Origin of the sequence: Pseudoalteromonas sp. SCSIO_11900 (assembly GCF_000576475.1) — a bacterium.
Classification (GTDB): Bacteria; Pseudomonadota; Gammaproteobacteria; order Enterobacterales; family Alteromonadaceae; genus Pseudoalteromonas; species Pseudoalteromonas tetraodonis.
Genome location: NZ_KK070023.1, coordinates 586,846 through 599,597, shown reverse-complemented (window position 1 = coordinate 599,597; position 12,752 = coordinate 586,846). Strand labels below are relative to the sequence as shown.

The window sequence follows — 12,752 nt, the reverse complement described above, 5'->3', positions numbered from 1 at the left end:
ACTGCCCACGGTAAGTGAGCAAATGGGGGCTTGTTAGTTTCGCCTGATAGGCCTTTTCGGCATGCGGCTGCGTTTGCCATCGAAGAAGGCCAATACTCTGAACCAATAGAGTGATTCTTCATAACCTAGGCTATGCGTTGGGCGTGCAGGCGGGATCGGGATGAGCCCCAGTTTGCGTCCTAAACTGACAATCACGTAGAACGTGAGTTTTAGCGTCAGCCAAGGAGCGAGTACTACGAATACCATCAGGCAATACCGAGTAAGTGCGTAGCCTATACCATGAGGTTGTTCGAGTAAGGCAATGCCAATACACCAACCAAGGCCTGCCAGCATGGCTATTGGAAAGGTAATGGGGGCGAGTCGCATCATAAATTGCATGTTAGCGCCCTCCTGTGTGGTGTTGTGAAGCGGGCTCAAAGTTCACCAATGGTTCAACCACATCAGCCACGGTTTGATGGGCAATTCGGCGCTCTTCAAAGTAATCGTGGCGGTCGTAGATACCCTCAACGCCTTTTAGCTTATGGTTAAGACAGCGTTCGGCTACGTTGCCTGCAATACCCAAAGAGGCGGCAAGGCTGCGAAAGGTGCGGCGCAAATCGTGTACGGTGAAGTGTTCAAGTTTGCCCATTTTATTGGGAGGCTGTTTTTTGCGCCCAGGCTCGCGACCAAAGAGTTTAGAAATGGCACGGTTTAGCGTATCTGGCCCCATATGTGGACGATGGCTTGCTCGTCTGGCTGGGAAAACATAAGGCGAGCCACAAGCGCGGACTTGCAACTCGTTAAACCAAGCAATGGCTTGGCGTGGTAAGGGAATGCTGATTGGCACGCCGGTTTTGCTGCGTTCTTTGGGCAGATCCCACACGCCTGTGGTTAAATCCATTTCACGCCACATGGCTTCGCACAGTTCGCTTTTGCGTACACCCAATACCAAAAACAGGCAGCAAGCGAGGTAGTTGTCGCGGCCAAAGCTATTGATATGGGAATGAAACACGCTAAAGGCGTAGTGAATTTCCTCTTTGCTAAGCATCCTGTCTTTACTGGACTCCACGCCACCGGCATCGTCTACGGTAAATGCTGCGGCTGGGTTGTTCAGCGTTAAGTCGAGCTTTATCGCATGCCGAAATAGCTGCTTCATGTACATCAAGGTATCGTTGGCAATGGTAGGGCGGTTACTTTCTCGAATGCGCTCTAGCACCTCCCGCACGTCACGTGCGGTCACCTCAGCAATACACTTAATGCCAATGACTGGGCTTATGTCTTTGGTGTAAACCCGATACGGAATCTTGGGATGCTTAAGTCGTCGACTAAGATCGGTTCGATACCAGTCATGGAACAGTTGATCCACGGTTTCAATGTCAGGTAACTCGATTTTCTGTTTTTCTAGAAGAGGATCTATGCCGTCACGTACTTCCTTTCGAAAGTATGCGGCGGCAATTCGAGCGTCTGCCAACGACATTAAAGGAAATTGCCCCAAGGTTGCTTCTCGTCGTCCTTTGGCTGTGGTGTAGCGGATCATCCAGTAAGGCGAGCCTTGTTTGCGGACGCAAAAATATAGACCTTCACCATCTGAATATTTTTTGGGGTCGGCTTTGCTGTATGCAATAACCTGTTTTGCTGTGAGTTTTCCCATGTTTACTCCATAGTTGCTGAAATAATGGAGGGGGCAATAATGGCTGCCCACCACCGATTTGCTTATTGAATCAGCAGCTAACCTGTTGTGGTGGCGAGTTAAATGCGAAAATTGGGTAACTTACTGCCCACCAATTTGCTCACCGCAAAATGCTTATTGAGCAAAAATGAGGGGGCTGCCCACCATTCTGCCCACCACTAAACAGGTAGTTGGTAACGGACATCTATAAACCGATTTGGACGGGAAAAATAAAAAAGCCCTGTATTTACAAGCAAATAACAGGGCTTCTAAGACATTCTTGGACGGGTGAAAAAACTATTCGATATTTTGAATTTGCTCACGCATTTGCTCAATCAATACTTTTAGCTCTACCGCTGCATTGGTGATTTCACTGTTGATTGACTTAGAGGCGAGGGTGTTTGCTTCACGATTAAACTCTTGCATCATAAAATCTAAACGACGACCACAAGCACCACCTTTACTCAGGATTTTGCGTGTTTCTTTAACGTGCGACTTTAAACGATCTAGCTCTTCAGCAACATCTTGCTTTTGTGCAAGGTAAATCAGTTCTTGCTCAAGGCGTGACTCATCAATATTTGTTGTTAAATCTTCAAGTTTTTGTACTAACTTTTCACGTTGCCATTTAGTAATTTCTGGCATGTGTGCTTCAACGATATCAACTTGTTCTAAAATAGCGGTTAATCGTGTAGCTATCATTTCTTCAAGGTTTGCACCTTCATCACCACGTGCAGATTTAAAGTCTTCAATTACTTGGTCAAGGCCAGTAATGAGTGCCGTATTTACACTATCCATATCAATTTCTTGTGCTTCCATAACACCAGGCCAACGTAAAATATCCACAGGGTTAATGTCACCACTGCTTTGTTGCTGAACCCACTTAGCACTATTAATTAACTGCTCCGCCAGCGACTGATTAATTGATAATTCACCAACATGTGCGGGATTTGCGACAAATTTTAAGAAGACCTCTACCTTACCACGCTGTAAGTGCTTACGCAGACGCTCGCGAATAACGGGCTCCATGCCACGAAATTGCTCTGGTGCACGAATAAATGTTTCAAGGTAACGTTGGTTTACTGAACGAATTTCCCACGTGCCAGTGCCCCATTCGCCTTTAATTTCGCGGCGCGCATAAGCTGTCATGCTGTGGATCATGGATGATTTCCTACATTTTTAAATACAAAGTTGACTGATTATACCGAATCAGCTTTTAACCTCTAGCGTAAATTTTCTGAAATGTGCTTTTCTGATGCAGTTAATTATGTAAATGAACATGGCATCTGGCACCACATCGACTTATAATGTGGCAAATTCAGAATTAAGGGGATCGTTAATGCGTCCAAGCGAAAGAACACCTAATCAAATTAGACCGGTTACATTCACACGTAATTACACTATGCATGCTGAAGGTTCAGTATTAGTAGAGTTTGGAAATACTAAAGTTTTGTGTACAGCAACTGTTGAAGCTGGTGTACCACGCTTTATGAAAGGCCAAGGTAAAGGTTGGGTTACGGCTGAATACGGTATGTTACCTCGTTCAACACATACTCGTAATGGCCGTGAAGCATCGCGCGGTAAGCAGGGCGGTCGTACTATGGAAATTCAACGCTTAATCGCACGTGCACTTCGTGCCGCGGTTGATTTAAAAGCGTTAGGTGAAAACACCATTACTATCGATTGTGATGTTATTCAAGCTGATGGCGGTACACGTACAGCATCAATTAGTGGTGCATGTGTCGCACTCGTTGATGCACTTACTTACATGCGTGCAAAAGGGATGATTAATTCAAATCCACTTAAGCATATGATCGCGGCTATTTCAGTTGGTATATATAAAGGCCAAGCGATTAGCGATTTAGAATACCTTGAAGACTCAGCTGCTGAAACCGATATGAATGTAATTTTAACTGAAACAGGTAAAATTATTGAAGTACAAGGGACTGCTGAAGGCGAGCCTTTCTCGTTTGACGAACTTGATGAGCTACTTACACTCGCTAAGCACTCAATTCGTGAAATTATAGATGTACAAAAACAAGCACTAGCATAAATAGGTAATCAGCGATGAAAGAATATCAAAAAGAGTTTATTGAATTTGCTTTAGAAAAGCAGGTATTAAAGTTTGGTGAATTTACCTTAAAATCTGGCCGAACAAGTCCATACTTTTTTAATGCAGGCCTTTTTAATACAGGACGTGATTTAGCGCGTTTAGGCCGTTTTTATGCAGCGGCACTTGAAGATGCAGCAATTGAATATGATGTACTATTTGGTCCCGCTTATAAAGGTATTCCAATTGCAACAACTACCGCAGTTGCGTTAGCTGATCATTACAACAAAGATGTGCCTTACTGCTTTAACCGTAAAGAGAAAAAAGCACACGGTGAAGGTGGCAGCTTAGTAGGTTCTGAGCTTAAAGGTAAGATAATGCTAGTTGATGATGTGATCACTGCAGGTACTGCAATTCGCGAATCTATGGAAATTATTGCTGAAAATGGCGCAGATTTAAGTGGTGTTTTAATCGCACTTGATCGCCAAGAAAAAGGTAAAGCTGAGCTTTCAGCAATACAAGAAGTAGAGCGTGATTTTAATACTCAAGTAACTTCTATTGTTAAATTGGCTGATCTAATCAGTTACCTTGAAAATCAAGGAACCATGGATGAGCATTTAGCGGCAGTAAAAGCATACCGAGATCAATACGGTGTAGCATAAGTAAGAGCCTCGCAAAAGCGGGGCTTTATTTTGTTTAAAATTTAGCAGAACTCGCACGAATAGTTAAAGCGAGTTAATTCTCATAGTCGAGTGATTAAATCCAACTATAGCCATAAAAGCATTAGCAGATCGTATAAGTACAGAGATTAATGTTCCATCGGATCAAGCTAAAGATATAAGATCTGCAGCGGTTACTCTCCTATTGGTGATCATGATGATCATTCTTTCACACATTTAAGGGCTACCTCACAGTTAAACGCTTAAATACCGCGTTTATTGTTAATAAATTGATAGTTATGTTGTGTTTTTAGCATCTATCGTTCAAATATCCAGCGAACAGTCATTTATTTTAAGTTTTCTTCAAAAAAGGGTTGATCTGTTTTCGGATCTCCCTATAATGCGACCCCACTGAGACGGGGAACGCCAACGCATAGCGAGGCACGAGCTACTCAGTCAGTCGAGTAAAACTTAGTTTCAAAAACTTTCAAGTTTAACAAAATTAAGTGTTGACAAAAAAATAGGAAAGCGTAATATGCGCAGCCCTAGCGAGATAAAGTTAAACGCTTTAATCGCAACGTTCTTTAACAATATAAAGCAATCATCTGTGTGGGCACTCGTACAGATTGAGTTCTAACAGCCAAGCTACTTCGTTCTTTATTGAGCAAGTAACGAGGCAAACAAATTTAGAGTCTCAATGTGATTTCTCGAAAGAGAAACTGAGTGACCAACAGAATAGTTACTTTGGTAATTATTCAGCACAGTCAATTCAATATCGAAAGATATTAAATAAATTCAGAATTCATTGAGCTGTCGAAAGACATAAAACTTTTTAATTGAAGAGTTTGATCATGGCTCAGATTGAACGCTGGCGGCAGGCCTAACACATGCAAGTCGAGCGGTAACATTTCTAGCTTGCTAGAAGATGACGAGCGGCGGACGGGTGAGTAATGCTTGGGAACATGCCTTGAGGTGGGGGACAACAGTTGGAAACGACTGCTAATACCGCATAATGTCTACGGACCAAAGGGGGCTTCGGCTCTCGCCTTTAGATTGGCCCAAGTGGGATTAGCTAGTTGGTGAGGTAATGGCTCACCAAGGCGACGATCCCTAGCTGGTTTGAGAGGATGATCAGCCACACTGGGACTGAGACACGGCCCAGACTCCTACGGGAGGCAGCAGTGGGGAATATTGCACAATGGGCGCAAGCCTGATGCAGCCATGCCGCGTGTGTGAAGAAGGCCTTCGGGTTGTAAAGCACTTTCAGTCAGGAGGAAAGGTTAGTAGTTAATACCTGCTAGCTGTGACGTTACTGACAGAAGAAGCACCGGCTAACTCCGTGCCAGCAGCCGCGGTAATACGGAGGGTGCGAGCGTTAATCGGAATTACTGGGCGTAAAGCGTACGCAGGCGGTTTGTTAAGCGAGATGTGAAAGCCCCGGGCTCAACCTGGGAACTGCATTTCGAACTGGCAAACTAGAGTGTGATAGAGGGTGGTAGAATTTCAGGTGTAGCGGTGAAATGCGTAGAGATCTGAAGGAATACCGATGGCGAAGGCAGCCACCTGGGTCAACACTGACGCTCATGTACGAAAGCGTGGGGAGCAAACAGGATTAGATACCCTGGTAGTCCACGCCGTAAACGATGTCTACTAGAAGCTCGGAACCTCGGTTCTGTTTTTCAAAGCTAACGCATTAAGTAGACCGCCTGGGGAGTACGGCCGCAAGGTTAAAACTCAAATGAATTGACGGGGGCCCGCACAAGCGGTGGAGCATGTGGTTTAATTCGATGCAACGCGAAGAACCTTACCTACACTTGACATACAGAGAACTTACCAGAGATGGTTTGGTGCCTTCGGGAACTCTGATACAGGTGCTGCATGGCTGTCGTCAGCTCGTGTTGTGAGATGTTGGGTTAAGTCCCGCAACGAGCGCAACCCCTATCCTTAGTTGCTAGCAGGTAATGCTGAGAACTCTAAGGAGACTGCCGGTGATAAACCGGAGGAAGGTGGGGACGACGTCAAGTCATCATGGCCCTTACGTGTAGGGCTACACACGTGCTACAATGGCGCATACAGAGTGCTGCGAACTCGCGAGAGTAAGCGAATCACTTAAAGTGCGTCGTAGTCCGGATTGGAGTCTGCAACTCGACTCCATGAAGTCGGAATCGCTAGTAATCGCGTATCAGAATGACGCGGTGAATACGTTCCCGGGCCTTGTACACACCGCCCGTCACACCATGGGAGTGGGTTGCTCCAGAAGTAGATAGTCTAACCCTCGGGAGGACGTTTACCACGGAGTGATTCATGACTGGGGTGAAGTCGTAACAAGGTAGCCCTAGGGGAACCTGGGGCTGGATCACCTCCTTATACGATTTAGAACTTATTTGTTCGTAGTGTCCACACAGATGATTGTTAGTTAGCTAAGCCACTGGCTTAACTAATTAATATGCTCTTTAAAAATTTGGAAAAGCTGATAATAAAATTCGTATGAATAACAATGTTATTTGTACAGAGTTTTCAAAAGTAAAAAAGAATGATAGCAGTATCATTCAGTGCCATTTAATGAACGTTTCGTTTGTTGATTGGTATCTACTTTAGTATTCAATATTAACTTCTGGCGAAGTTAAACTGTCACAAAACAAAGACCCGTTTGGGTTGTATGGTTAAGTGACTAAGCGTACACGGTGGATGCCTTGGCAGTTGGAGGCGATGAAGGACGTATTAACTTGCGATAAGCCTAGTCAAGCTAGTAAAAAGCACTTGAGACTAGGATTTCCGAATGGGGAAACCCACCTGCTTGCAGGTATCGTTAACTGAATACATAGGTTAACGAGGCGAACGCGGAGAACTGAAACATCTAAGTACCCGTAGGAAAAGAAATCAACCGAGATTCCGAGAGTAGCGGCGAGCGAAATCGGAACAGCCCTTAAGCTTATTATGTGTTAATGGAAGGCTCTGGAAAGTGCCACGATACAGGGTGATAGTCCCGTACATGAAAACGCATTCTAAGTGAAATCGAGTAGGTCGGAGCACGTGAAACTTTGACTGAATATAGGTGGACCATCATCTAAGGCTAAATACTCCCAACTGACCGATAGTGAACCAGTACCGTGAGGGAAAGGCGAAAAGAACCCCTGTGAGGGGAGTGAAATAGAACCTGAAACCGTGTACGTACAAGCAGTAGGAGCAGACTTGTTGGGTGACTGCGTACCTTTTGTATAATGGGTCAGCGACTTATATTTTGTAGCGAGGTTAACCGATTAGGGTAGCCGTAGGGAAACCGAGTCTTAACTGGGCGAATAGTTGCAAGGTATAGACCCGAAACCCGGTGATCTAGCCATGGGCAGGTTGAAGGTTGAGTAACATCAACTGGAGGACCGAACCCACTAACGTTGAAAAGTTAGGGGATGACCTGTGGTTAGGAGTGAAAGGCTAATCAAACCGGGAGATAGCTGGTTCTCCCCGAAATCTATTTAGGTAGAGCCTCGGACGAATACTTACGGGGGTAGAGCACTGTTAAGGCTAGGGGGTCATCCCGACTTACCAACCCTTTGCAAACTCCGAATACCGTAAAGTACTATCCGGGAGACACACGGCGGGTGCTAACGTCCGTCGTGAAGAGGGAAACAACCCAGACCGCCAGCTAAGGTCCCAAAGTCATAGTTAAGTGGGAAACGATGTGGAAAGGCCCAGACAGCCAGGAGGTTGGCTTAGAAGCAGCCATCCTTTAAAGAAAGCGTAATAGCTCACTGGTCGAGTCGGTCTGCGCGGAAGATGTAACGGGGCTAAACTATGCACCGAAGCTGCGGATTCAAAATTTATTTTGAGTGGTAGGGGAGCGTTCTGTAAGCCGTTGAAGGTGTGCCGGGAGGCATGCTGGAGGTATCAGAAGTGCGAATGCTGACATGAGTAACGATAATGCGGGTGAAAAACCCGCACGCCGGAAGACCAAGGGTTCCTATCCCATGTTAATCAGGGTAGGGTAAGTCGACCCCTAAGGCGAGGCCGAAAGGCGTAGTCGATGGGAAACGGATTAATATTTCCGTACTTGGTATAATTGCGATGGGGGGACGGAGCAGGCTAAGCAAGCATGGCGATGGTAGTCCATGTGAAAGTGTGTAGGCTAGTGACTTAGGTAAATCCGGGTTGCTGTTAGGCTGAGACACGAGACGAGTCACCAAGGTGATGAAGTTGCTGATGCCATACTTCCAGGAAAAGCCTCTAAGCTTCAGATTATACCGAATCGTACCCCAAACCGACACAGGTGGTCAGGTAGAGAATACTAAGGCGCTTGAGAGAACTCGGGTGAAGGAACTAGGCAAAATCGTACCGTAACTTCGGGAGAAGGTACGCTCCTATCTGTGATGAGACTTGCTCTCTAAGCGGACGGGAGCCGCAGTGACCAGGTGGCTGGGACTGTTTATTAAAAACACAGCACTGTGCAAAATCGCAAGATGACGTATACGGTGTGACACCTGCCCGGTGCCGGAAGGTTAATTGATGGGGTTATCTTCGGAGAAGCTCTTGATCGAAGCCCCGGTAAACGGCGGCCGTAACTATAACGGTCCTAAGGTAGCGAAATTCCTTGTCGGGTAAGTTCCGACCTGCACGAATGGTGTAACCATGGCCACGCTGTCTCCACCCGAGACTCAGTGAAATTGAAATCGCAGTGAAGATGCTGTGTACCCGCGGCTAGACGGAAAGACCCCGTGAACCTTTACTACAGCTTGGCACTGAACATTGAACCTACATGTGTAGGATAGGTGGGAGACTTAGAAGCAGAGACGCTAGTTTTTGTGGAGTCGTCCTTGAAATACCACCCTTGTAGTTTTGATGTTCTAACGTTGGCCCCTGAATCGGGGTTACGGACAGTGCCTGGTGGGTAGTTTGACTGGGGCGGTCTCCTCCCAAAGAGTAACGGAGGAGCACGAAGGTTGGCTAAGTACGGTCGGACATCGTACGGTTAGTGTAATGGTAGAAGCCAGCTTAACTGCGAGACAGACACGTCGAGCAGGTACGAAAGTAGGTCATAGTGATCCGGTGGTTCTGAATGGAAGGGCCATCGCTCAACGGATAAAAGGTACTCCGGGGATAACAGGCTGATACCGCCCAAGAGTTCATATCGACGGCGGTGTTTGGCACCTCGATGTCGGCTCATCACATCCTGGGGCTGAAGTCGGTCCCAAGGGTATGGCTGTTCGCCATTTAAAGTGGTACGCGAGCTGGGTTTAGAACGTCGTGAGACAGTTCGGTCCCTATCTGCCGTGGGCGTTTGAGAATTGAGAGGGGTTGCTCCTAGTACGAGAGGACCGGAGTGAACGAACCGCTGGTGTTCGGGTTGTCATGCCAATGGCATTGCCCGGTAGCTACGTTCGGAACTGATAAGCGCTGAAAGCATCTAAGCGCGAAGCAGGCCTCGAGATGAGTTCTCACTAGACTTTTAAAGTCTCTGAAGGGCCGTTGAAGACGACAACGTTGATAGGCAGGATGTGGAAGTGGTGTGAGCCATTAAGCTAACCTGTACTAATTACCCGTGAGGCTTAACCATACAACGCCAAACGCGTTTTATGCGACAGTTTAAGCAAGAAGTTAATATAACTAAAGTAGATACTTGAAAACTTTTATTATCAGAATTCCAAATTTTAGTAAGCTTGATTAAATCGAACTTACACCATATTTGCTTGGTGACAATAGCGTTTTGGACCCACCTGACCCCATGCCGAACTCAGTAGTGAAACGAAACAGCGCCGATGATAGTGTAGCATTTGCTATGTGAAAGTAGGACATTACCAGGCTCCAAATTGAGAAAGCCCGACTAGCAATAGTCGGGCTTTTTTACGTCTGTAGGAAAGTAAAAACGCAGGTGAAAGGTAAAAGGCATCAGGTAAAAGGAAAATAATAAGCGCCTAATGCCGACTCTATACATTTGCTATGTGGCTCTCTACCGCTGTGGGCACTACGACATCACCAAGCTCCAAATAAGAGAAACCCGTTACAGTAATGTAGCGGGTTTTTTTACGTCTGCAGATTACCCCGTTTTTCCTGCCTCAAAATAGACCGCTTAATTAAGCGAATTGGTATAAATTGGTAATAAATACTCAAATAAGGGGGTTGCGCCCTTATTCTGATTGATACATTTCTGATCTTACTTGAAAAAAAACCAATGAGCCCAAAGTCTACTTAATCAACACTTATTTTTATAGAGCCTATCATGTCGTTATTACCTTCATCTTCCAGCGTTAAGCAATTCGTATATTTAGCACAGCAAATAAGAGAGTATGAGGGTAATGCTGCAAAAGCCAGTGGTTGTGATCTGTTTACCCTAATGGAAAGAGCGGGGCATGCTGCATTTTTAAATTGGAAATCATTCAATGCACAGCAGACTCTAGTACTCGTAGGGAGTGGCAATAACGCAGGAGATGGCTATATTACGGCTAGCCTTATTAAGCGAGCCGATAGACATGTCGTGGTGTGTGTCGTAGATGAAAATAAAGAATTAACCGGCGATGCTGCAAAAGCACAAAAGCGCTGGATTGATGCCGGTGGTGAAATTTGTAACTTTAGCGCTGATGCACTCGATGAGTGTGATGTAATCATTGATGCATTACTGGGCACTGGTCTTGAAAATACGGTACGCGATAATGTTGCCACTATAATTAAAGCGGCGAATGAAAGCACTAAACCAATACTCAGTATTGATGTGCCATCAGGTATAAATGCTGATACAGGCCAACCTTTAGGTATTGCAATTAAAGCCACTAAAACAATTACTTTTGTAGGGGTAAAACAAGGGTTAACAACGGCTGCGGGTAAACAGTATGTTGGTGAACTTATCTTTGATGACTTGGCTATTGGCGAGTCATTCGTAGAATTAGCAAGCCCTTCGGGTAAGCTTATTAATATCAATAGTTTTAAAGGCTTGGGTCCACGTGCTTTGAATAGTCATAAAGGTAGTTATGGAAAATTACTGTGTATTGGTGGGAATCAAGGAACGGCAGGTGCGATCAGGTTAACAAGCGAGGCAGCGCTTAGAGCTGGTGCTGGAATGGTCAGAGTGTATACCCATGAAGGCTCAATTATGCCAGTCAGTTTTGGCCGACCCGAGCTTATGGTAAGTGGTAATAACTTGCAACATGCATTGGAGTGGGCAAGCTGTGCTGTTATTGGCCCAGGCCTTGGACAAGACGAATGGGCGCAAAATACCTTTAATCAAGTCATTGAGTATTGTACACGTAATAATATGCCTTTAGTTATTGATGCTGATGCACTTAATTTACTCGCTAAACAAGCTTCACCGAAAATGCCCACGCGGTGTGTACTTACCCCGCATCCAGGCGAAGCCTCTCGATTATTAAAGGTGACGACTGCGGAGATAGAGTCTGATCGGTTCAGCTATGTTCAACAATGTGCTAAACGTTACTCAGCAGTTTGTGTTTTAAAAGGCGCAGGAACTTTAATAGCCGATGGTAAGCATACTTGGGTTTGTGAAGAAGGAAGCCCTGCGCTTGCTGTTGGCGGTAGCGGTGATGTTCTTACTGGTATTGTAGGGGCATTATTTGCTCAAGGGTTAGATTGTGCTGAGGCAACTTGCTATGGTGTTACACTGCATGCTAAAGCGGGTGATATTGCTGGGCAAAAAAATGGAGAGCGAGGTATGCTACCTAGCGATCTGTTTTGTATAGTGAGGCGGTTAATTAATACTATAAAACCATAAGATAAAAGCATTCATATTAATTTTGTTCTTTTTTTGATAAATCCATTAACCTTCTTATACTTAGTTAGCGCTGTTTGATTGTAACTGAGGTTAAAGATGTTAATACAGAAAAAAATGTATGCGGGAATTAACCGTAATTATGCAATGGGTAATAACGCCAATTATAAAAAATGAAGCTATTTCTGCAGCTAAGTTACAGGCTAAAGTAATAGGTGAATCATTTGCTAAGGATTTAGGAAAAAGTGTAGGATTAACTAAAGCTTATCTGTTGTTGCTCAAACACTTCCCCTTGATAAAGATCAATTTATTAAAAATTTGGCACCGTTAATTGCTAGTGGTTCAGGCATTGCCGGTGGTGGAATATGGCCAGAGCCAAATATGTTAGATGCATAAGCACAAAGGGCATCTTTGTTTTGGGCTAAGGGCGATAATGGTCAATACACTTTATTAGATGACTACAACCAAGCTGATAGCAGTCCATATTAACAAGAAAGCTGGTATAGAAGTGCTGCTAACGCTCAACCAGGCGTATGTGTTTGGTCTGAGGCTTATATTGATGCAGTCTCGAATGTGCCTATGGTAACTTGCTCTGTTAAAATTGAGCGTAATAATCAGTTTTGGGGAGTCGCTACTTTAGATATAGAGCTTTCTCATATTGAAAAGTCACTTCTTGCTGAAAATCAA

Annotated in this window: 8 protein-coding genes, 3 rRNA genes and 1 pseudogene; 9 read left to right on the top strand and 3 right to left on the bottom strand. The window is 45.0% G+C overall.

Going from position 1 to position 12,752, the window contains the following annotated elements:
• Positions 1-33 precede the first annotated feature (33 nt).
• The 3 genes from BG00_RS02755 to BG00_RS02745 all read right to left on the bottom strand — a co-directional run bounded on the left by BG00_RS02755 (position 34) and on the right by BG00_RS02745 (position 2,806).
• Positions 34-417: a hypothetical protein gene (locus BG00_RS02755; RefSeq protein WP_253861349.1), complete on the bottom strand. Its 384-nt coding sequence runs from the start codon at positions 415-417 to the stop codon at positions 34-36.
• Positions 380-1,630, bottom strand: a complete 1,251-nt coding sequence (locus tag BG00_RS02750; protein ID WP_036188597.1) for a tyrosine-type recombinase/integrase — start codon at positions 1,628-1,630, stop codon at positions 380-382. The genes BG00_RS02755 and BG00_RS02750 overlap by 38 nt, the downstream gene beginning before the upstream one ends.
• A 315-nt stretch (positions 1,631-1,945) precedes the next feature.
• Positions 1,946-2,806 carry a YicC/YloC family endoribonuclease gene (locus tag BG00_RS02745; protein ID WP_036980406.1) on the bottom strand — a complete coding sequence of 287 codons (861 nt, stop codon included), beginning with the start codon at positions 2,804-2,806 and terminating at the stop codon, positions 1,946-1,948.
• A 178-nt stretch (positions 2,807-2,984) separates the two neighbouring features.
• On the opposite strand from BG00_RS02745, the gene rph reads away from it, so the two are divergent.
• From rph to BG00_RS18520, 9 genes and pseudogenes are all read left to right on the top strand, one after another.
• Positions 2,985-3,698, top strand: coding sequence for a ribonuclease PH (gene rph / locus BG00_RS02740; protein WP_036980403.1), 714 nt, complete (start codon positions 2,985-2,987; stop codon positions 3,696-3,698).
• Between the two features lie 14 nt (positions 3,699-3,712).
• Positions 3,713-4,357, top strand: a complete 645-nt coding sequence (gene pyrE / locus BG00_RS02735) for an orotate phosphoribosyltransferase (RefSeq protein WP_036980400.1) — start codon at positions 3,713-3,715, stop codon at positions 4,355-4,357.
• Between the two features lie 106 nt (positions 4,358-4,463).
• Positions 4,464-4,595, top strand: a complete 132-nt coding sequence (locus tag BG00_RS18400; RefSeq protein WP_138687202.1) for a diacylglycerol kinase — start codon at positions 4,464-4,466, stop codon at positions 4,593-4,595.
• 592 nt (positions 4,596-5,187) lie between these two features.
• Positions 5,188-6,721 (top strand): 16S ribosomal RNA (locus BG00_RS02730).
• Positions 6,722-7,015: 294 nt separating this feature from the next.
• Positions 7,016-9,902: ribosomal RNA gene (locus BG00_RS02725) — 23S ribosomal RNA — on the top strand.
• Between the two features lie 132 nt (positions 9,903-10,034).
• Positions 10,035-10,149: ribosomal RNA gene (gene rrf, locus BG00_RS02720) — 5S ribosomal RNA — on the top strand.
• Together the 16S, 23S and 5S rRNA genes form the textbook arrangement of a ribosomal RNA operon.
• Positions 10,150-10,565: 416 nt before the next feature.
• Positions 10,566-12,068: a bifunctional ADP-dependent NAD(P)H-hydrate dehydratase/NAD(P)H-hydrate epimerase gene (locus tag BG00_RS02715; protein ID WP_036980397.1), complete on the top strand. Its 1,503-nt coding sequence runs from the start codon at positions 10,566-10,568 to the stop codon at positions 12,066-12,068.
• 118 nt (positions 12,069-12,186) lie between these two features.
• Positions 12,187-12,396: a hypothetical protein gene (locus BG00_RS17955; RefSeq protein ID WP_253861348.1), complete on the top strand. Its 210-nt coding sequence runs from the start codon at positions 12,187-12,189 to the stop codon at positions 12,394-12,396.
• A gap of 173 nt (positions 12,397-12,569) precedes the next feature.
• Positions 12,570-12,716, top strand: a pseudogene (locus BG00_RS18520) (PDC sensor domain-containing protein); the annotation flags it as partial.
• Between the last annotated feature and the right edge of the window lie 36 nt (positions 12,717-12,752).